Origin of the sequence: Dolichospermum lemmermannii CS-548 (genome assembly GCF_028330815.1) — a bacterium.
GTDB lineage: Bacteria > Cyanobacteriota > Cyanobacteriia > Cyanobacteriales > Nostocaceae > Dolichospermum > Dolichospermum lemmermannii.
This window is the reverse complement of record NZ_JAQMTJ010000312.1, coordinates 1-21,734: the sequence shown is the minus strand read 5'-3', so window position 1 is coordinate 21,734 and position 21,734 is coordinate 1. Positions and strand designations below refer to the sequence as shown.

Annotated in this window: 19 protein-coding genes and 1 tRNA gene; 15 read left to right on the top strand and 5 right to left on the bottom strand. The window is 40.3% G+C overall.

Annotated elements, in window-relative coordinates:
* Nucleotides 1-20: 20 nt before the first annotated feature.
* The 4 genes from PN450_RS22185 (at nt 21) to PN450_RS22170 (ending at nt 4,137) form a co-directional block, all read left to right on the top strand.
* Nucleotides 21-1,157, top strand: coding sequence for a citrate synthase (locus PN450_RS22185; protein ID WP_168696122.1), 1,137 nt, complete (start codon nt 21-23; stop codon nt 1,155-1,157).
* 485 nt (nt 1,158-1,642) lie between these two features.
* Nucleotides 1,643-2,761: an NADH-quinone oxidoreductase subunit NuoH gene (nuoH, locus tag PN450_RS22180; RefSeq protein ID WP_148760333.1), complete on the top strand. Its 1,119-nt coding sequence runs from the start codon at nt 1,643-1,645 to the stop codon at nt 2,759-2,761.
* 84 nt (nt 2,762-2,845) lie between these two features.
* Nucleotides 2,846-3,427: an NAD(P)H-quinone oxidoreductase subunit I gene (gene ndhI, locus PN450_RS22175; protein ID WP_213713345.1), complete on the top strand. Its 582-nt coding sequence runs from the start codon at nt 2,846-2,848 to the stop codon at nt 3,425-3,427.
* A 98-nt stretch (nt 3,428-3,525) separates the two neighbouring features.
* Entirely contained in the window at nt 3,526-4,137 is a 612-nt protein-coding gene (locus PN450_RS22170; protein WP_015080281.1) for an NADH-quinone oxidoreductase subunit J, read from the top strand.
* Here the strand turns inward: PN450_RS22170 and PN450_RS22165 are convergent.
* Nucleotides 4,084-4,218, bottom strand: coding sequence for a hypothetical protein (locus tag PN450_RS22165; RefSeq protein WP_256370229.1), 135 nt, complete (start codon nt 4,216-4,218; stop codon nt 4,084-4,086). The genes PN450_RS22170 and PN450_RS22165 overlap by 54 nt on opposite strands.
* 23 nt (nt 4,219-4,241) lie before the next feature.
* On the opposite strand from PN450_RS22165, the gene nuoK reads away from it, so the two are divergent.
* The 7 genes from nuoK to PN450_RS22130 all read left to right on the top strand — a co-directional run bounded on the left by nuoK (nt 4,242) and on the right by PN450_RS22130 (nt 11,903).
* Nucleotides 4,242-4,547: an NADH-quinone oxidoreductase subunit NuoK gene (gene nuoK, locus PN450_RS22160; RefSeq protein WP_015080280.1), complete on the top strand. Its 306-nt coding sequence runs from the start codon at nt 4,242-4,244 to the stop codon at nt 4,545-4,547.
* 6 nt (nt 4,548-4,553) lie between these two features.
* Complete coding sequence (locus PN450_RS22155; RefSeq protein ID WP_148760329.1) at nt 4,554-5,474, top strand: NAD(+) kinase; 921 nt, start codon at nt 4,554-4,556, stop codon at nt 5,472-5,474.
* Nucleotides 5,475-5,738: 264 nt separating this feature from the next.
* Nucleotides 5,739-6,527: a GNAT family N-acetyltransferase gene (locus tag PN450_RS22150; protein ID WP_271837579.1), complete on the top strand. Its 789-nt coding sequence runs from the start codon at nt 5,739-5,741 to the stop codon at nt 6,525-6,527.
* 233 nt (nt 6,528-6,760) lie between these two features.
* Nucleotides 6,761-7,900 carry a glutamate--cysteine ligase gene (gene gshA / locus PN450_RS22145; RefSeq protein WP_271837578.1) on the top strand — a complete coding sequence of 380 codons (1,140 nt, stop codon included), beginning with the start codon at nt 6,761-6,763 and terminating at the stop codon, nt 7,898-7,900.
* Nucleotides 7,901-8,113: 213 nt separating this feature from the next.
* Nucleotides 8,114-8,575: a tRNA (cytidine(34)-2'-O)-methyltransferase gene (locus tag PN450_RS22140; protein WP_015080275.1), complete on the top strand. Its 462-nt coding sequence runs from the start codon at nt 8,114-8,116 to the stop codon at nt 8,573-8,575.
* 765 nt (nt 8,576-9,340) lie between these two features.
* On the top strand, nt 9,341-11,683 hold the full coding sequence (locus tag PN450_RS22135) for a peptidoglycan DD-metalloendopeptidase family protein (RefSeq protein WP_271837577.1): 2,343 nt from the start codon (nt 9,341-9,343) through the stop codon (nt 11,681-11,683).
* A 146-nt stretch (nt 11,684-11,829) separates the two neighbouring features.
* Nucleotides 11,830-11,903, top strand: a tRNA-Met gene (locus PN450_RS22130).
* 84 nt (nt 11,904-11,987) lie between these two features.
* Here PN450_RS22130 and PN450_RS22125 read toward each other — a convergent pair.
* Nucleotides 11,988-12,479, bottom strand: a complete 492-nt coding sequence (locus PN450_RS22125) for a GNAT family N-acetyltransferase (RefSeq protein ID WP_271837576.1) — start codon at nt 12,477-12,479, stop codon at nt 11,988-11,990.
* An 80-nt stretch (nt 12,480-12,559) separates the two neighbouring features.
* Nucleotides 12,560-13,279, bottom strand: a complete 720-nt coding sequence (locus tag PN450_RS22120; RefSeq protein ID WP_271837575.1) for a class I SAM-dependent methyltransferase — start codon at nt 13,277-13,279, stop codon at nt 12,560-12,562.
* A 16-nt stretch (nt 13,280-13,295) separates the two neighbouring features.
* Here PN450_RS22120 and PN450_RS22115 point away from each other — a divergent pair, with 16 nt between their 5' ends.
* Entirely contained in the window at nt 13,296-13,631 is a 336-nt protein-coding gene (locus PN450_RS22115; protein ID WP_271837574.1) for a hypothetical protein, read from the top strand.
* Here PN450_RS22115 and PN450_RS22110 read toward each other — a convergent pair.
* Complete coding sequence (locus PN450_RS22110) at nt 13,552-15,195, bottom strand: dipeptide ABC transporter ATP-binding protein (RefSeq protein ID WP_271837573.1); 1,644 nt, start codon at nt 15,193-15,195, stop codon at nt 13,552-13,554. The two genes, PN450_RS22115 and PN450_RS22110, sit on opposite strands and share 80 nt — an antisense overlap.
* A 361-nt stretch (nt 15,196-15,556) precedes the next feature.
* On the opposite strand from PN450_RS22110, the gene psaC reads away from it, so the two are divergent.
* From psaC to PN450_RS22095, 3 genes are all read left to right on the top strand, one after another.
* Complete coding sequence (psaC, locus tag PN450_RS22105; protein WP_015080270.1) at nt 15,557-15,802, top strand: photosystem I iron-sulfur center protein PsaC; 246 nt, start codon at nt 15,557-15,559, stop codon at nt 15,800-15,802.
* Nucleotides 15,803-16,121: 319 nt separating this feature from the next.
* Nucleotides 16,122-17,999, top strand: a complete 1,878-nt coding sequence (glmS, locus tag PN450_RS22100) for a glutamine--fructose-6-phosphate transaminase (isomerizing) (RefSeq protein WP_271837572.1) — start codon at nt 16,122-16,124, stop codon at nt 17,997-17,999.
* 357 nt (nt 18,000-18,356) lie between these two features.
* Entirely contained in the window at nt 18,357-18,986 is a 630-nt protein-coding gene (locus tag PN450_RS22095; protein ID WP_271837571.1) for a thermonuclease family protein, read from the top strand.
* 71 nt (nt 18,987-19,057) lie between these two features.
* Here the strand turns inward: PN450_RS22095 and hsdR are convergent, their stop codons facing one another.
* Nucleotides 19,058-21,406 (bottom strand): EcoAI/FtnUII family type I restriction enzme subunit R, encoded by a 2,349-nt coding sequence (gene hsdR, locus PN450_RS22090; protein WP_271837570.1) that lies wholly within the window; start codon nt 21,404-21,406, stop codon nt 19,058-19,060.
* Nucleotides 21,407-21,734: the final 328 nt, after the last annotated feature.

Sequence of the window (21,734 nt, the reverse complement as noted above, 5' to 3'; positions counted from 1 at the left end):
ACAAAGTAAATGGTGTTGCCATGACGGTATGCGAATACAAGCCTGGTTTAGAAGGTATTCCCGCAGCCCAGTCGAGTATTAGTTATGTAGACGGGCAGAAAGGAATTCTAGAATATCGTGGTATCAGGATTGAGGAATTAGCCGAAAAAAGTACATTCCTAGAAACTGCATATCTGTTAATTTGGGGTGAGTTACCAACAAAGGAAGAACTGAAAGAATTTGAGCATGAAGTTCTCTTCCACAGACGCATCAAATACCGCATTCGGGATATGATGAAATGCTTTCCTGAAAGTGGTCATCCGATGGATGCTCTTCAAGCCTCGGCTGCTGCTTTAGGTTTATTCTATTCTCGTCGGGATTTACATAATCCTGTCTACATTCGTACCGCGGCTGTTCGTTTAATAGCGACTATTCCCACGATGGTAGCAGCGTTCCAGTTAATGCGGGAAGGTAATGATCCAGTTAAGCCTAGAGATGATTTAGGCTATGCGGCTAACTTCCTGTATATGCTCAACGAGAAAGAGCCTGATCCTTTAGCCGCTAAAATCTTCGATATCTGCTTAATTCTTCATGTTGAGCATACAATGAATGCTTCTACTTTTAGTGCTAGGGTAACAGCTTCAACCTTAACTGATCCTTATGCAGTAGTTGCCAGTGCAGTAGGTACTTTAGGTGGACCATTGCATGGTGGAGCGAATGAAGAAGTAATTCAGATGTTAGAAGAAATCGGTTCTGTAGAAAATGTTGTCCCTTATGTGGATAATCTTCTGCAACGCAAAGCTAAAATTATGGGTTTTGGACATCGAGTTTACAAAGTCAAAGACCCCCGCGCTACAATCTTACAAGGCTTGGCAGAGCAGTTGTTTGAGAAGTTTGGCTATGACGAATACTATGAAATAGCCGTGGAAATGGAACGGGTAGTTTCGGAAAAACTGGGTGACAGAGGGATTTATCCTAATGTTGACTTTTATTCCGGTTTAGTGTATAGGAAAATGGGAATTCCTACAGACTTGTTTACACCAGTATTTGCGATCGCTCGTGTAGCAGGTTGGTTAGCACACTGGAAAGAACAACTGGTAGAAAACCGGATTTTCCGTCCTACCCAAATTTACAACGGTCGTCACGAAATCGCCTACACTCCCATTGACCAACGTTAACTAACAAATAAATTAACTCTAGATTTTGGATGTTCAATTCAAGTCCTCTAATGGGCAGATTGATAACTGTCCTATCTACCATTGAGGCTTGTCGTCCAAAATCAAAACCCGCTAAAATTGGCAACTTGACAACAGCAGCCAGTGTGGGAAAATCAGACAATTTGTAGACCATAGACAACCGTTACCAACTGGGAAGCGGCTAATTTGTCTTGTTTAACGACTTAATGGGGAAACTTTTGCCCATTTCCTCAGCCACCAATCATCAATTCCCAATCCCAACCATAAGTAGAAGTTGTCTTGTGGAGTCTCATGGTGAAAACCATCCAAGGATATACTAGACTCATGAATTGGCAAATGTATTGAACTTCAATCGGTCATCATCTCAGCAGAGATTATTACTAAAGCTGAAGACAAAAGATGAAAATTAGAATAACTGATTTCATCCTTCACAGTTCATCAGCACGTTGACTTAAAGAGCAGCAAACATGAATCCAGGAATTGACCTCCAAGGAACTTTTATTCAATCTGTCAAGGACTTAGGCGTACCCCCAGGAGCGGCCAAAGCCCTATGGATGCCATTACCAATGGTATTGATGCTGATTGGGGCTACAGTAGGTGTCCTAGTTGCCACATGGCTAGAACGGAAAATTTCTGCGGCAGCACAGCAACGGATTGGTCCTGAATACCAAGGACCATTTGGATTACTAGTGCCTGTAGCAGACGGTCTGAAGCTGGTATTTAAAGAAGATATCATCCCCGCAAAAGCAGATCCTTGGCTATTTACCATTGGTCCAATTATTGTCGTTTTACCAGTATTTCTGTCCTATTTAATTGTGCCATTTGGACAGAATATTATCATTGCTAACGTCGGTATGGGCGTATTCTTGTGGATTGCATTATCCAGTATTCAGCCCATTGGCTTATTAATGGCGGGTTATGCCTCCAATAATAAATATGCCTTGTTGGGAGGTTTACGGGCAGCAGCGCAGTCCATCAGTTATGAAATTCCCTTAGCATTGAGTGTACTAGCGATCGCTATGATGTCCAACAGTCTCAGCACCGTTGACATCGTGAATCAGCAATCTAATTTTGGCATTTTGGGCTGGAACATTTGGCGACAACCATTAGGTTTCGTGATCTTTTGGATAGCCGCCCTAGCAGAATGCGAGCGCCTACCCTTTGACTTACCAGAAGCAGAAGAAGAACTAGTTGCAGGGTATCAAACCGAATATTCAGGCATGAAATTCGCCCTCTTCTACCTCAGTTCCTACATTAACCTGGTACTTTCTGCCTTACTAGTAGCAATTTTGTACCTTGGTGGTTGGCATTGTCCTATACCCCTTGACATGATCACTGGTTGGTTAGGAGTCAGCGAAAGTGACCAAGCAATTCAGGTAGTCACAGCGGTTATAGGCATTACCATGACCGTAATCAAAGCCTACTTACTAGTATTTTTCGCCATCCTCATTCGTTGGACAGTACCAAGAGTAAGGATTGACCAATTGCTAGACTTAGGATGGAAATTCCTCTTACCAATAGGCTTGGTAAATCTCCTATTAACCGCAGCCTTCAAACTAGCCTTTCCCTTCGCCTTCGGTGGGTAAATATCAGCAGTCAGTGGTCAATGTCATTCATGATTGGCAACTGACTACTGACAACTGACAACTGACAAAGAGAGAGACACAAAAATGCTCAAATTCCTCAAACAAGTTGGTGATTACGCCAAAGAAGCAGTCCAAGCAGGTCGTTATATTGGTCAAGGATTATCTGTTACTTTTGACCACATGAGACGGCGACCTGTTACCGTTCAATATCCCTACGAAAAATTGATTCCCGGTGAAAGATTTCGCGGTCGCATTCACTATGAGTTTGACAAGTGTATTGCTTGTGAAGTCTGTGTGCGTGTTTGTCCCATTAATCTCCCTGTAGTTGATTGGGAAATGGACAAAGGCACTAAAAAGAAAAAGCTCAAACACTACAGTATTGATTTTGGAGTTTGTATCTTCTGCGGTAACTGTGTGGAATATTGTCCCACCAACTGTTTATCCATGACAGAAGAATATGAACTAGCTACTTATGATCGCCATGAACTTAATTACGATAGCGTAGCCCTGGGACGTTTGCCCTATAAAGTTACAAACGATCCAATGGTGACACCATTACGAGAACTTGTTTACCTACCTAAAGGCGTAATGGACCCCCACGGAGTCCCCGCCGATGCCCCCCGTGCAGGTTCTCGTCCAGAAGACTTGGTAGAAAAAAATAATTAGTCATTAGTTATTAGTCATTCGTCATTAGGAAAGATAATTTACAACTGACAACTGACAACTAACAACTGACAACTGACAACTAACTAAGGACAAAAACAGTGAATCTAGCCGAAGGAGTACAGTCTGTATCACTTGGCATTCTTGGCGTAATGATGATTGGGACAGCACTAGGTGTGGTGCTATTCTCTAACATTGTTTATTCCGCCTTTTTGCTGGGAGGTGTATTCATCAGCATGGCGGGAATATACCTATTGCTAAATGGTGATTTTGTCGCATCAGCACAAATCCTAATTTATGTTGGTGCAATTAACGTTTTAATTCTGTTTGCCATTATGTTGGTAAACAAAAGACAGGATTTTTCACCATTACCTAGTGCGGGATTACGGAAAGTATTTACAGCTTTAGTGAGTTTTGGACTATTTGCGCTTTTAAGTACAATGGTATTAGCTACGCCTTGGGCTTATACAACTAATCCCGTAGTTAGTCAAAATTCCATCATTGTCATTGGTGAGCATTTCTTCAGCGACTTTTTGCTACCCTTTGAATTAGCTTCCGTTCTGTTGCTAATAGCAATGGTAGGAGCAATTATTTTGGCACGTCGGGAATATTTACCTGACCAAGTACCAACTTCTGACCTACAACAAACAATTTTAACCCTACCAGAACGCCCCAAAGAACTCATCGGCACTGGTAGAAGTTCTGACAACTGACAACTGTACGGGCGAAGCATTTGGAAGATAAATTATCGGTAGTTGCGAAAAATGCTTCTCCAAATGCTTCGCCCCTACCAACTAACAACTGACAACCGACAATCATGCAACTCCAATACTTTTTATTACTAGCCGCAGCTTTGTTTTGCATTGGGATTTATGGTTTAATTACCAGTCGCAACGCAGTGCGGGTACTGATGTCAATTGAGTTATTGCTGAATGCCGTTAATCTAAATTTAATGGCATTTTCCAACTTCCTTGATTCAACCTTAATTAAAGGTCAAGTTTTCACAGTTTTTGTGATTACCGTGGCAGCCGCAGAAGCGGCAGTGGGTTTAGCGATTGTGCTGACGATTTATCGCAACCGCGATACCGTTGATATGGAGCAGTTTAATCTTCTGAAGTGGTAATAGTGCGTGCAACTCAAGCAGGTAATCATTGCTTATAAAGCACGAGATCCCCAGAGTAAAAGCTGGGCTGAACTTTGTGCTAAACAACTAGAAAATCGTCATTGCCAAGTATTGATGGGACCTAGTGGGCCAAAAGATAACCCCTATCCGGTTTTTTTGGCCTCTGCTAATCAACCAATTGATCTTGCTTTGGTACTTGGTGGTGATGGTACTGTCCTCACAAGTGCCAGACATTTAGCCCCAGCCGGCATCCCCATTCTCGGAGTGAATGTAGGCGGCCATTTGGGGTTTTTAACTGAGTCAGTAGATGAGTTTCAAGATCCAGAAATAGTTTGGGACAGGCTGTTAGAAGACCGTTATGCTATCCAACGGCGGATGATGTTACAAGCAGCGGTCTATGAAGGAACTGGCTCAAATTTAGAACCCGTGACAGAAAGTTACTTGGCTTTAAATGAGTTTTGTGTCAAACCCGCTTCTGCTGACAGAATGATTACCTCCATTCTAGAAATGGAAATTGATGGTGAGATAGTAGATCAGTATGTGGGAGATGGGTTAATTATCTCTACTCCCACAGGTTCTACTGGTTATACTGTTTCTGCCAGTGGACCAATTATGCACGATGGGATGGAAGCAATTACCATCACTCCCATTTGTCCCATGAGTCTTTCTAGTCGTCCTCTGGTTTTACCCCCTGGTTCTGTGGTCAGTATTTGGCCTTTGGGCGATTATGATTTAAGTACCAAACTCTGGATGGATGGTGTGTTATCTACTTCCATTTGGCCAGGACATCGTGTTGATGTCCGAATGGCTGATTGTCGCGCTAAGTTTATTGTATTACGGGCAAATAATTCATATTATCAAACACTGCGGGAAAAATTACTTTGGGCTGGTACAAGGGTTCGCTACAACAATAATCACCGCAGTTGATTTTTATGTTTATTTTCTAAATATTATCCCGGTAAGTCCGTCATAGTAAATTCAACTTCGCCCCCAATTTTAAGATATTTGGGGGTTTTTAATATCTATTCTTACTGACAATTGAAAGTATGAACTGGGTGATTTTGTATCTTATCACCAGATTTTTTGAGCAGTTAAGTTCATAATGAAAAGAATGTAATCACTAGAATAACCAGATATCCGACTTCTTTGAGAAGTCGGGGATCTATATCTTAGCCATATTTAGGAAAATAGATGGAACTTTCTTATCGCTACAATCATTATCAACTCCATCCTCCTGATTTTCCCATTTTGCAAACTGATAAATATATCCTGCGTCTAGCTGCAAATCCTCAAGAACTAGAATCTATTTTTCAATTGCGATTTGAAGTATTTAATTTAGAACTCGGTTTAGGATTATCTAATTCTAATATTGCCCAAATGGATCAAGATAAGTTTGATCAAGTTTGTCATCATTTATTACTCATTGCTAAAAATACGGGTGAAACGATTGGTACTTATAGAATGCAAACTTATACAATGGCTGCTCAATATCTAGGATTTGATGCGGCTGATATATTTGATCTTCATGGTATTCCTGATGCTGTTCTTCAATCTTCTGTTGAGGTGGGACGTGCTTGTATAGCTAAGAAGTACCGCAATAGTCATACTCTATTATTACTGTGGAAAGGATTAGCTAATTATTTACTTTGGACTAAACAACAATATTTTTTTGGCTGTGCATCTTTACTTACACAATCTCATCGAGAAGCAGCTTGTACTTTTAATTATTTAAAACAAAATAATTTTATCCATCCTCATATTTTAGTATGTCCTCATGCAAAATACTTGATAGAAATTCCGCAAAATCATCCAGAAAAGTCTAATATATCAATTCCTAATATTTTTCAAGCATATCTAAATATTGGGGCTAAAGTATGCAGTTTACCAGCTATTGATCAGCAATTTAAAACTATTGACTTTTTAGTTATTTCTAATATTACTGATTTTACTAGATGGCATTATGGCATGAGATTGAAATAATGACACTGTTTTTTTCGGGCTACGCATCTTTTAAAAACATCTTTTTTTTGACTGAAGCTCTAAACTGGTGAAAATGAGTGTTTCTTATCTGTTCCCTATTCCCTATTCCCTGTTCCCTTTTTTGTAATTCTGATGACTTTTTCCTTACCTAAATTTATATATACATAAAAAATGCAAAAAATCGTCTAATTAGATACAATTTATGAACATTAGAAGAAGTTTTGGAGAATAATATGGTCTTATTAAAAGGCTTTGAGATTGAGATGTACACTGGTACGCCTCAAGGTGATATTGTCGGACTATCGGATCAAATTACTACAAATTTAGATGGATTTATGCGTGAGCCGGATAGCCGGAATGTGGAGTATATAACTCAACCATCTATGAATTATGACAATTTATTGTGCGCTTTACTACGTCCTAGAAAAGAGTTGCGGAACTATCTCCAAAGCTTAGATAATTATACTTTGATCCCGGGTAGTACATTATCTTTGCAAGGAAGCGATCTCTTTTTGCGTTCTGACCCCACCAATCCCTATCATGATTACATTGAACAAACCTATGGCACAAAGGTAGTTACTGCCAGCGTCCATATCAATGTTGGTATCAGTGACCCAGAGATATTAATGCGTGCCTGTCGAATCATGAGAATGGAAGCACCTCTATTCCTAGCTATGAGTGCCTCATCTCCTTTCCTAAATAGTAAAACTACTGGTTATCATTCCACCCGCTGGGGACTATTTCCCCAAACTCCCCATCATGTCCCCTTATTTGCTAGTCATGCGGATCATATTCAATGGGTAAATGAACAGTTAGCATCTGGGACAATGCAAAATGTCCGACATTTGTGGGTATCAGTGCGTCCAAATGGCGATCGCCGTCCTTATGATTTAAATCGCTTAGAACTGCGAATTTGTGACTTGGTAACAGATCCCATTGCTTTGTTAGCAATGACAGCTTTATTAGAAGCGCGGTTAATCCAAATTATCAATAACCCAGCTATTGATCCTTTAACTCAAAGTCCGTTTTCTCCCGAAGAATTGATCACCTTAACCATGAAAAACGAAATGGCTGCTGCTACTGACAGTCTTGATGGAAGATTGCAGCGATGGCAAGATGGTAGGAGTATTCTTGCCAGAGATTGGATAGCAGAAATATATGATGAAGTTCGGAGTATTGCCAAACAACAGGGCTTTAGTTGTTTCCTCTCCCCCTTGCAAAAAATTCTCCGAGAAGGTAATGAAGCTCAACAATGGTTACAACTACACAAAATAGGCGTTGATATTCAGCGTGTAATTGCCCAAGCCATTATTTCTACCCAAGAACGGGAAACCGAACTAGAAAGTAAACTATGTTCATCTGTGCGGGAATAGACACCAGACAAGAGGGAATAGGCAAGAGGGAATAGGCAAAGATACATATTCTCCTCACTCAGATTCTTATTTCCTCTCGCTGAAATGATTAAAAAAAATAATCAATGGAAAATACTTCGTAACATATTAAAAAAAACTATATATCGCCTCTACATTTTGGTAGATTTTTAGACAGCAAGAAATTCCCTAATATACAATTTAGATTTGCAAAAGATGCCCCAGATAGTTTTAGTGAACCCACAAATTCCTCCGAATACTGGCAATATTGCCCGGACTTGTGCCGCTACAGGCACGGAATTACATTTGGTCGGTCCTTTGGGATTTGAAATTAGCGATCGCTATCTGAAACGAGCCGGGTTAGATTATTGGCCTTACGTTAAATTCCATTATCATGACTCCATAGAAGTATTTCAAAGCGTACAAAAACAACGTGGGGGTAGATGCTTAGGTTTTAGTGTTCGTGGTGATTTTAACTACATTAATTTTGAATTTCAAGCGGATGATTGGCTGCTTTTTGGCAGTGAAACAGCAGGTTTACCAGCAGCTACTCTCTCAACTTGTGACTCTACCTTATATATTCCCATGTATGAACCTGGTGTTCGTAGCCTGAATCTATCAGTCAGTGTGGCCATAGGTTTATTTGAATGTCGTCGTCAGTTAGGCTATTTACAATAATTCATATTCACCAACAAAAATTTAGGATTAAGTGTGATAGAAACATATTTATCAGATCAATCACACCAAAACTTGCTATAATAATGTTGTATAACATACATAAGCAAAAGGTGAATAGTGATAAATACTGATAAGCTCCGCTAACATGACATAAGAAATTTGTATAGATATTTTCAGGGTGATCTAACCACCAAGGATAGAATTTAGTTAATTCTCAGATGATGAATCGAAACAGGAAAATTACCGAAAACCATTACTCTCAATGATTTGGATAACTTTGTATCCAGAAATACACCAAAATAATGCGAAAATTGCAGATGTTGTATACGGTTGTTTTTTAGGGAAGAATAAAAGTAAAGTGTCCTATTGATAAAACGGATTTAGTCAAAAAATCTTGAAAACGTCTACAGCGGGATCATTGCTATTGCAGAAGTTGTCCAAGCTCATGAACTAATAAAGACAATAGACCTAGCCAAGTTATGATATTTGTTTAGTTCAGTGGTTTTGTAGCAAAATGAGTGGAGATAACTCTCAAGAGTGAGAATTTTTAGGTTGTGAGGAGTGACTTAGACAAGACAGCACCAAAAACTTGAAAGTTTAGTCAGGTGTAGAACTTGTTTAAATCAGAGAAGCACGTTAATCTTGCGTAAGTGTCTCTGGTGAATGTGATCTTGATATATGGTTTGATGTGAGATCAATCATGAATTAATATCCAACTTAAAAATCGAGATCAGTTAAACGCTAGTGATCATTAGGAGGTCGTCTTTGAAACGAGCATTGAAAAAAAGAGATAAGGCTGTGTTGAACAATACCCCCAGCGGCGATGATGCCCAGGTAGAGCAAACAAATTATGAGATCAATCCCAAAATGACCCGCCGGGCGCGGACTCATCGGGCAGCTATGATTGGCTTGGCAATATCAATGGGAGCAACCAGCCTTTTGGTGACTCGACAAAGCGATCAAGCCCAAGCAGCGGCTCCTGTTGGCAGTCAAAAAGCAGCTTCAACAATGCCGGTTGTTTCCGAGACTGAGATGAAATTTGCCACCTCCAAACTGGAGTCCCCAAGCATTTCACCAACAGGCGCGGTAGCAACTCCCGTTATATTGGAACCAACAGTGGTTTCACAAGTACCTGGGCTTGAAGCTAAATGGCAAATTGCCACCAAAAACATAGCCGTCGAAGGCACTGCATCCAATGTAATTTCCCCAGCCAATCCCGCTGATAGAAATTCTGTTCAACTAGGGCAGGAAGTGAGCTATCCTCCAGTTCAAGCGACATTACCCATAAATAGCCAACTGCCTGAGACAGCGCCACAATTGTCTAAAGTGGAAGCGGTAACTGGCAGTACCCAAAATTTGCCAGCAGGGGAGTTAGCCAGCGGTAATGTTAATGCTCAACTGAAAGCACAGCAAGAGTTTGCCCTGAATCGCTTACAGGAAAAATCAACTCGGTTAAGAAATAGTTTGGCAGATTTGCGGTCTGAACAAACCCAAGATCTATTAAAAACTGGGATTAAGGAAGCACAACCAACCACTGTAGCTAATAAATCCGTACCAGAACAATCGGAAAATTTGACTGATTCTCAACAATCCGAGCTTATTTATCGGTTGAAACCGAATAAACAAACAAGTCCGACGATACAGGAAATACCCATACCTGCATCAGCATCAACAAAAGTTGTCGCACAATTGTCTCCCTCAACATATCAAGTTAAGCCTGGAGACACCTTAGCGGAAATTGCTAACAATTACGGTACTTCAGTTTCTGAGCTAGTTAGAGCTAATGATCTGAGTGATCCTAATCAACTGCAAATTAATCAAAGGTTAATTATTCCTCCGAACAAGATATTAGAAACCTCTGGCCGGGTAGATAATTCTTCTTTAAATAATCCTAGTTTTAACCCCAGATCATTTGTTGCTAACAATACCAGCGTTCCCGTTCCTCCACCAAGAGTAATAGAGCCGCTAGAACAGACGGAAACTCCTGGTGTGACTATCCCAGTCCCAGTGGTGACAGGTGAGCAAGAACGGAAAAATTATCCTAGTATCGCTAACCGGATTAATGTTCCTGCACCAATAGAGACAGACAGCCAAGGACAGACTGCTATTTCTATTGTTGTCCCACAGGCTTTACCTACACCCAGTGACTCTTATGGCTTAGGTGGTGATGCTCCATTACCAAGAGCTTCTTACCAAAAGCATGGGTCACAAAAACCCGTGCAAAAGGTATCTAAAGCCAAAGGTAATGAACGTATCCGCAGCTTGCAAGCAGAAATTGAGAGATTGCGATATAAATACCGCGCTCAACAAGCTGGTGTGGCTGTTACAGGATCTGAAAACAATAGTCAGTCTGTACCTGTTGCTATTGAATCATCCAATAATTCGGTAGTGTCTCAAGCCAATGCCATCCAGATTGCTGTACCTCAAGCAATATTGCCAAGTTATAGTCATCAACCGCTCAAGACTCTAGTAACAGCATCTGCTCCCACCAATGAGCCGATTAACCCAGAATTCCTGCCCGGTAAAACTGGTGCGAGATGGAATTCTCCCCGCAATTCATCTGGTATTAAGTTGACAGTGCCTCCTGCTCGTGCTAATGCGTCTGACTCTTTAGGAAAATTGCGAGGAACTTCTGTTTCTCCAGCTTTACCACCTATAGCAGCAGTGGATATACACTTGCCTCAAACCACTGAAGACAATCCCAGTTTCCCCTCTAATTCTGCCGCTACAGGCTACATTTGGCCAGCTAAGGGAGTTCTGACCTCTGGCTATGGCTGGCGCTGGGGAAGAATGCACAGAGGGATTGATATTGCTAACTCAACAGGCACACCCATTTATGCTGCATCTGCTGGTACAGTCGAGAAGGCTGGCTGGAATAGCGGTGGTTACGGTAACGTTGTGGATATCCGCCATGAGGATGGTAGTTTAACTCGCTATGGACACAATAGCCGGATTTTGGTGCAACCTGGTCAACGAGTGCAACAAGGTCAGACAATTGCGGCTATGGGTAGCACTGGTTTTAGCACTGGTCCTCACAGTCATTTTGAAGTTCATCCATCTGGCAAGGGTGCTGTTAACCCTATCGCTTTCTTACCAAATCGGATTTAATTGCAGATAATCTGGAATTAAGTGATTCTCTGGTTAATGGAGGGAGTTTACCTCCCTCTTTTTATTTTTGGGGCAAGAATTTGGAAATTGATAGTTGTCAGATGCAAATTTCTATGCTATCTTAATATAAGTTGATAAAACAACGTGGCTCAGTAGCTCAGTTGGTTAGAGTACGGGACTCATAAGCCTGGGGTCGTCAGTTCAAATCTGACCTGAGCCATTAAAAACAATTTGATATATAATAGTTTCAGCCTTCAGTCATTTATATCACTGGGGCTGAATATTTGTTTGAAGGCTTTCTTGACTACATTACTCGCAAACCTAAAATTATCAAATCTCGTTCCACTCCGTCCAAATCAGCAATTTTCGGTAAATTCCCCCAGGCTTGAAAACCGAACCAGGCAAATAATTTTAAACTGGGTTGATTATGAGCGAAAATAAAACTAACTAACGTCTTTAAACCTAAATTGGGACTTTCTTGAATGGCTTTTTCTAAAAGTTGTTTTCCCAAACCACGTCCTTGAAAATCTGGGGAAATATAAATACTAATTTCCGCGGTAGAATAATAGGCTGGTCTACCGTAGAATGATTGGAAACTCAACCATCCAGCAATTACACCCTCCGTGTCCACTACCCATAGGGGACGTTGTGAGGGGACTCGTCCTTGAAACCAAGCTAAACGACTTTCCACAGACACAGGTTCTAAGTCAGCGGTAGCCATGCGACTAGGAACAGCAGCGTTGTAAATGGCGACAATGGCGGGTAAATCAGATTCTAGGGCATGGCGGATCATCATTGCGGCTATTTGGGCAAAATTCTTAATAAAATATCTCCAAATAATACAGCGTTAAGAGGCCATTGCTTGATAATTTTCTGTTAAAACCGAACTTTGTACAACTCGAATAATTCTCCTAATTGCCGTTTAACTATTTTAGCACCTCCAACTTTAATGGTTTTTTCCCACTCCGCGACAGTTTCTAGAAATACCTCTGCACCTAAATAGGTTTCTAGTACAGCCCAATCTTCAGCTAAAGGCTGTTCTGAATTAAGAATATCAAATACAAAATGTCCCCCTGGTTTCAATACTCGTTTGACTTCCACCAAGACAGCTTGCCAATATTCTAGAGGAAAATAGCAACTAAATCCTGTAGCAATGACTAAATCAAATTGACTTTCATCATAGTTTAAATGGTGAGCCGGTCCTAATTCTACACCTTTGAATAATTTTGAGTTTAACTGTGAACCACGGGAGTTAAGGGTGTCTTTGGCTATATTACTAATTTCTTGCCCATAAAAGAATGCTTGCCAATCTCTCCAAGGATAGATTAAAAAACTGACACCGCAACCAATATCTAAACAATGTTCGTTTTTTTGAGGTTGAGCAATTTCCCAAAATGGTGAAACTATTCTCTCACTTAATCTGCCATTAATCCATTCTCGAAATATTGGCATTGCTTCTACTTCGTCGGGAACTGCAAATTTCTGATTTTGATATTGATGATTAAAGCGATATGCTATTTGTCCTATTCTCTCTTGCCATTTATCTGAGGAATAGCTATTTCTTTGATAAGAATTAGAAGGCAAATTTTTAGACATTAATTATTTTTGTCAGTTGTTAGTAGGGGCGAAGCATTTGGAAGATAAATTATCGGTCATTGCCAAAAATAGTTCTCCAAATGCTTCGCCCGTACAATTGTCAGTAGGGGCGAAGCATTTGGAAGATAAATTATCAGTCATTGCCAAAAATAGTTCTCCAAATGCTTCGCCCGTACAATTGTCAGTAGGGGCGAAGCATTTGGAAGATAAATTATCAGTCATTGCCAAAAATAGTTCTCCAAATGCTTCGCCCGTACAGTTGTTAGTTGTTATTAAGCTTTTGCTAATAAAGGTGCAGCAGCTAAGAGGGTTTGGGTGTAGGGATGTTGAGGATGAGCAAAAATTTGCTTAGTCTGTCCTAGTTCAACTATTTTACCACCATTCATTACGGCAATGCGATCGCACAAAAACCGCGCTAACCACAAATCATGGGTAATAAATAAATAGGTTAAATCAAATTCTGTCTTTAGTTGTAACATCAAATCGAGGACTTGAGTTTGCACACTGGCATCTAACATACTCACTGGTTCATCACATATTACCAGTTTTGGCCGAGTAATTAAAGCCCTGGCTATGGCTACCCGTTGTTGTTGTCCTCCAGATAAATCGGCGGGATAACGGTGATAATAGAGTTCTGCTGGGGTTAAACCCACTTTTTCCAACATCCATAAAACCTGTTCTTTAGCTTTTACAGCATTAGCTAAATTATGAATTAATAAAGGATCTGCTATACTTTGTCCTACCGTCATAGCTGGATTTAAACAAGCATGAGGATCTTGAAAGATCATTTGGATTTGTCTCCGAGAAGAACGGATTTCTTGACGGGATAAACTTGTTAATTCCTGTCCTAAAAATTCGACTTTTCCCGATGTGGGACTAATCAATTGTAAGATAGTTCTTGAAAGTGTACTTTTCCCACAACCTGATTCTCCCACTAATCCTAAAATTTCCCCAGCATACAATTCTAAATTAATCCCATCTACAGCTTTAACCGTTTGTCCTTCTCCTTTAAATATCCGTTCAATAAAATTCGGTTCTATAGTATAATGTTGCTTGAGTTCTGTAATTTTTAAAATGGGATTTGCCTTTTCTGTTCCCTGTTCTTTTTTCCCTGTTCCCTCTTCCTTTTGAATATGTAAAGCGGCTTTTAATAAAGATTGAGTATATTCATGTTGTGGATGAGCAAATACAGTTTCCGTTTTTCCCATTTCCACCATTTTACCCTGATACATTACCCCAATGCGATCGCAATATTCCCCCACCATTGCTAAATCATGGGAAATTAATAATAATCCCATATTTTCCTCTGCACACAATCGCGTTAGTTCTTGGAGAATCTGAGCAGAAACAGTCACATCTAAACTAGTCGTTGGTTCATCAGCCACAATTAACTTAGGACTTAAAAGTAAAGCTAAAGCAATAGCTACCCGTTGACGCATTCCCCCGCTAAACTCATGGGGGTACTGACTCCAACGACTAGCGGGAATTTTCACCTTTGCCAAAGTCGCTAAAGCCTTTTCCTTCGCTTGCTGTTTCGATAATTCCGGTAAATGGGCTTGTAGAGTTTCAATACAGTGATTCCCAATTGTCATCAATGGATCAAGGCGCGTCATGGGGTCTTGAAAAATCAAAGCTACCTCTTCACCTCGAAACTTTTGCATCTTAATTGGTGTTAAATCTAATACAGGTTTTCCTTGAAAATTTACTATTCCTTCAACGCGACTAGAGGCAGGCAATAAACGCATTATCGCTTTTCCAATAGTGGATTTACCACAACCGGACTCTCCCACCAATCCCATTCTTTCACCAGGCTTGAGAATAAAAGATACACCATCAATCGCCCAGCTTTCTACCTCTCCACTCCGTCGCGGATAAGCCACACGGAGATTTTCAACACTCAATAAAGCTTCACTCATAATTAATTATTTTATAACCTTTAATATTGTTGGGGATTCATCATAACTCGACCAGGATTAATCAATCTATAGATTATAGATAATGGGTATGATAGATAACCTCTAAAAAACGACTGTTAATTTACACATCTTTACAATTCGGCATCTGGGGAAGAGAGGGGGTTGGGTAAACACTTGATGGCGATGTTCCTGATTACAGCTAGATAACAGCGATCTTAGTAGATAAATTATCTAAAGTGTCTATTACATTGTTTAAAGTTATGTAGCCTTTTGCTTACAAGCTATCAAGCCCTGGGGTAAACTATGCCTTGATTATGATTCTTTCACTCCAGAAGAACACCCGCAAGGAGCAGTTTTTTAAATGTCTCATACCGTTAAAATCTACGACACCTGCATTGGCTGTACACAATGCGTCCGCGCTTGCCCTACGGACGTGCTAGAAATGGTTCCTTGGGATGGCTGTAAAGCTGCTCAAGTGGCTGCTTCTCCCCGCACCGAAGACTGTGTAGGTTGTAAGCGTTGTGAAACTGCTTGCCCCACCGATTTCTTGAGTATTCGCGTTTATCTAGGCGCTGAAACAACTCGCAGCATGGGCTTGGCTTACTAAGAATTTCATTTCTAAATTCTTGGTACTTTAGTGCTGAGGAGTGAGAATGGGAGAAAAATCAAGATTCTTCCCTCATTCCTCAGCATTTTTTGTCAGTTGTTAGTTGTCAGTTGTCAGTTGTCAGGAAAAAGAAAGAAGTTACCCAATCACCAATCACCAATCACCAATGACCAATCACCAATGACCAATCACCAATGACCAATGACCAATCACCAATGACCAATGACCAATCACCAATCACCAATCACCAATGACCAATCACCAATTCCAGCAACTATACTTAAAATTTAATCATCCTGAAACCGGAGTGGTTTAAGCAATGTGTGGAATAGTTGGATATATAGGCACTCAGCCAGCGACAGATATTTTACTGGCTGGACTAGAAAAATTAGAATATAGAGGTTACGATTCAGCCGGAATTGCCACTATTTTGGCAGGTGACGTGGATTGTGTCCGAGCTAAAGGCAAATTACTCAACCTGCGTTCTAAACTGGAACAAATCGAAAATCCTGCCCAAATAGGGATTGGTCACACGCGCTGGGCAACTCATGGTAAACCAGAAGAGTATAATGCCCATCCTCATTTAGATACAGCATTGCGGATAGCAGTGGTACAAAATGGGATAATTGAGAATTATCGAGAATTGCGGGAACAATTAAAAGCATTAGGACATGAATTCCGTTCAGAAACAGATACAGAAGTAATTCCCCATTTGATTGCTGAGTGTTTAAAGCATTCTCCTGAAAATCCTCTTTCCCCTTCAGTATTTTTAGACGCTGTGCAGGAAGCTGTCAGTAAATTAGAGGGGGCTTATGCTATTGCGGCTATTTCTGCTGACTACCCCGATGAGTTGATTGTAGTTCGCCAACAAGCGCCTTTAGTCATTGGTTTTGGCCAAGGTGAGTTTTTCTGTGCTTCCGATACCCCGGCCATTGCCCCCTATACCCGCGCTGTATTGTCCCTAGAAAATGGCGAAATTGCTCGTTTGACTCCTTTAGGCGTGGAGGTCTATAACTTCGCTGGACATCGTTTAAAGAAGCATCCCCGCACTTTGAACTGGAATCCCATTATGGTGGAAAAACAGGGATTCAAACATTTTATGCTCAAGGAAATCTATGAACAACCGGGAGTAGTGCGGGATTGTTTGGAGGCTTATTTCCCTGCTAGTTCGGAAACACCAGTAAAATTAGATTTACCGGCAGATTTTTATGCAGATTTAGAACAAATTCAAATTGTCGCTTGTGGTACAAGTTGGCACGCTGCATTAGTAGGTAAATACTTATTAGAACAATTGGCAGGAATTCCTACTCAGGTACAATATGCTTCGGAATTTCGGTATGCACCATCACCGCTAACGCCTCATACTTTGACTATTGGCGTAACTCAATCTGGAGAAACTGCTGATACTTTGGCAGCTTTGTCTATGGAAAAGGACCGCCGACAAGGGAAGGAAGCTAAGTATCAAGTACGACTTTTGGGGATTACTAATCGTCCAGAAAGTAGTTTAGGTAATATGGTGGCGAATATTATCAATACTCATGGGGGAATTGAAATTGGTGTGGCGGCAACGAAAACTTTTGTGGCACAATTAATGGCGTTTTATGCTTTGGCTTTAGATTTAGCTTATCGTCGTCAGGAAATTAGTGATTCGAGATTTGAGGAAATTCTTACAGGTTTACGTCAGTTACCAGGGGAAATTGAAGCGATTTTAGAAACGCAAGAACGTTATATTGAACATTTAGTACATGATTTTTCAGAAACCAAAGATTTTATCTTTATTGGTAGGGGAATTAATTTTCCCATTGCGTTAGAAGGGGCTTTAAAATTAAAGGAAATTAGTTATATTCATGCGGAAGGATATCCAGCAGGGGAAATGAAACATGGACCAATTGCGTTGTTAGATGCGAAAGTTCCGGTGGTAGCGATCGCTGTTCCTGGTAGTGTATATGAAAAGGTAATTTCTAACGCTCAAGAAGCAAAAGCCAGAGATTCCCGGTTAATTGGGATAACTTCTGTTAAAGATGGGGAAGCGGCGGAGATTTTTAATGATTTAATTCCGGTTTCTGAAGTTGAGGAAATTCTGTCTCCAATTCTCACGGTTATTCCGTTGCAATTGTTAGCTTATCATATTGCGGCGCGGCGGGGTTTGGATGTAGATCAACCCAGGAATTTGGCGAAATCGGTAACAGTTGAATAAATTCTAAGTAGGTCGGCGTTAAAAATTACAGCACTTCCCGGTGTTATGAGGTACATATCTAGCAGGCAAGACTTGTACTGAGCTTGCGATGCCCTGAGCCTGTCGAAGGGTCGAAGTATGCCCGCACTACAAGAGTTATGAGGTACATATCTAGCGGGCAAGATGCCCGCACTACAAGAGTTTCATGATTCAACTTTGTACCTCATAAGAGCGGAAACCGCTGTATCGTTGTGGAAAGGCAAGAGTGAAGAGGTTTTTGGAGATTTTACTTTTCTTTACACAATTTGGTTTTATTATGTTGACCTACTTAGCGCAATTTTACACAATAACAGGCTAAATTGTCTTTGGAGATGTCTAATGAATAAATTAGTGAAACAAGGATTAGTTTGGCTAGGTGCAGCTACGATTGCAGTTAGCTTAATAGCGTGTGATAGTTTGTTTGCTCCTCAAGGTGATCTAGTGGAACGGGTAAGTGATGGTGATACATTAATATTGAAAAGTGCTGATGGTAAAAAGTTTACGGTGCGGTTTGCTTGTATTGATGCTCCAGAAATAGCGCATTCTCAGACAGAAAAGAAGAGTAAAATTACTCAAGATGTCAATCAGTTTGTTTGGGGTATGAAAGCGAAAACACGGATAGAGGAACTGATTAAACAAACAAATAATCGTGTAAAGTTAAATATTACAGATAGCGATCGCTATGGGAGAAAAGTTGCTGAAGTTCGTTCAAAAGATGGTACGTTTTTACAGGAAGTCTTGTTAAAAGAAGGATTAGCTAAAGTATATCGTCCCTATTTAAGCAAATGTCCTAGTAGGGATATTATTCAACAAGCCGAAGCACAAGCGCAAAAACAAAGGATTGGTATTTGGAGTGATCGAAAATTTATTGATCCTTGGGATTATCGGAAAGCAAATAATTTACATAGAATGAAGAGAACCACTGATCTAAAATACAGCGGTTTCCGCTCTTATGAGGTACAAAGTTGAATCATGAAACTCTTGTAGTGCGGGCATCTTGCCCGCTAAATAAGTACCTCATAACACCGGGAAGTGCTGTATTAAGCTGCTTTGTTCTGGGAATACAAATATTGTTGAAACTCGATAAATACTTCGCTGATATTAGCAACGCTTCCTAATTGTGTCACAGCATCTCTAACAGTATGATATTTCAACTCTAACAGTTGTGGTAATTTAGCCCGATCTAATTCCTCTACTCCATCTTTAATATATTGATCTAGAACAAAGTCGAGAAACTCCTGCTGTTTACCAATATATCGAGAGAAAATTAAGGATTTATGGGCTAAAACTCGTTCTTTGCGGCTAATAGGTGTGGAATCATAAGCAATATAAGCTAATACATCATATAAATCACTTTTTTCAGCATTAATTAACCGACTAATTTCTGTTAATTGTTCTGAATCATAACCCTTTTCTGATAAACCTGCTAATAGGGCTTTACGAGTATCTGGACGACTCCAAATAGTTCTTAATTCGGCTTCATTTTTGAATAATTCGGGAATTTCCCCAAAAAGACGTTCTATAAATTCTTCCGCGCTCATGGGTTTACCGTCTGGACTCCAAAAGCTGGTAGATATCTGATGTTGAATAATCCGCTCTTTCCCATCAGCTAATTTAATTTTAATGGTTTTAGGAGTAGGATTTTCTATATTTTCTTTTGGATCTTGATCTGTTTTTCTGTCTTGATCAAATGGAGATAATTCCCGTTCTTTTCTGTGGGTAACTATCACAGGTTCTTGGGGTTCTCCGTCCCATTCAGGATCATTAAAATGTTCGTAGGCTTTGACAAAATCATAAATAGTAAAATAGTCCTTTCCATCATATAAACGAGTCCCCCGACCGATAATTTGTTTAAATTCAATCATGGAATTGATAGGACGCATTAAGACAATATTCCGCACATTGCGAGCATCAACCCCGGTAGAAAGTTTTTGAGAAGTTGTTAAAATAGTGGGAATATTTTTTTCATTATCTTGAAAAGTTTTCAGGTGTTGTTCTCCTAATTTCCCATCATTGGCTGTTACCCGTACACAGTAATTAGGATTATTACTAATCTTCATTTGGTTGATTAAATCTCGCACTGCTAGGGCGTGATCTTGGTTAGCACAAAATACCAAAGTTTTTTGATTTTGGTTGATTTCTGCCATGAATAATTGCACCCGGTAGCGTTCCCGTTCCTGAATTTCAATAATGCGGTTAAAGTCGCTTTCGGTGTAGGTTTTTTCTGCATCTATTGCACCTTCTATCACATCATCATCAAGGCTGTAAGTATATTCATCTAGGGTAGTTTCGATTTGTCTGACTTTGAAGGGAGTTAAAAACCCGTCGTTAATGCCGTCTTTGAGGGCGTAAATATAAACTGGATCACCAAAATAAGCGTAGGTATCGGCGTTGTGTTCGCGTTTGGGGGTGGCTGTGAGTCCCAGTTGTACGGCGGGTGAAAAGTATTCTAATATGCCTCTCCAGGTGCTTTCGTCTTTTGCTCCTCCTCGATGGCATTCGTCAATAATGATAAAATCAAAGAAGTTGGGGGGATAGTCGTTAAATTTGGGAGTGCTGTCTTCGACTTCGCTCAGACAGCCGCTCGTTTTGGTCATGAAGGTTTGGAAAATGGTAAAGAAGACGCTGCCATTTTTGGGAACTCGTTTTTTCTTGCGAATCTCTTCGGGGTCTATGCGGACTAGGGCATCATCAGGAAAGGCGGAAAAGGAGTTATAGGCTTGATTGGCTAAAATGTTGCGATCTGCTAAAAACAGGATTCGCGGGCGGCGTGTGGGTTTTTGACTGAGATTCCAGCGACTTTGAAACAGTTTCCATGCCAGTTGGAAGGCGATAAAGGTTTTACCTGTACCTGTGGCCATGGTTAATAAAATTCGGTTTTGTCCTTGAGCTATCGCTTCTAAAACATATTTGATAGCATTATGTTGATAGTATCGGGCTTCCCACGTACCGCTTTTGTCTTCAAAGGGAATAGTTGCAAATAAATCACGCCATGTATTTTCTTCATTAAAGGTAGCTTCCCATAGTTCATGGGGTGTGGGATATTGATTTATATAGCTTTCTTTCCCGGTGTGCATATCTACTTGATAGATGCCAATACCATTGGTAGAGTAAGCAAAGCGAGTTTGTAATTTTTCGGCGTATTTTTTGGCTTGTCCTAAACCTTCGGTGTCGGGTAAGTCGCGTTTTTTGGCTTCAATAACGGCGAGTTTTTCCCCACGATAAACTAATACATAATCGGCGATGTCTGCTTTTGCTCGTTTACTGTTGCCAATTAAACGACCAGGGGCGATGACTTCGCGGCGAATACGGCTATTTTCAATAACTCCCCAACCTGCGGCTGTGAGGGCAGGATCTATTAATTCGGCGCGGGTTTCTGCTTCGTTCATTATTTTTTGTCTGAATCAGGATTTCCAGGATTTGAGGATTTTCAGGATTGATTTACTTGTTTTCTGTCGGTAATAAATACTATTTGATTATATCAATAAACATCCTGTACATTTTTTGTCTGATAGCGTAGCGTGGCGTTAGCCATATCAGGATTTCCAGGATTAGAGGATTTTCAGGATTGATTTACTCGTTTTCTGTCGGTAATAAATACTATTTTATTATATCAATAAACAGCCTGTACATTTTTTGTCTGATAGCGTAGCGTGGCGTTAGCCATATCAGGATTTCCAGGATTAGAGGATTTTCAGGATTGATTTACTCGTTTTC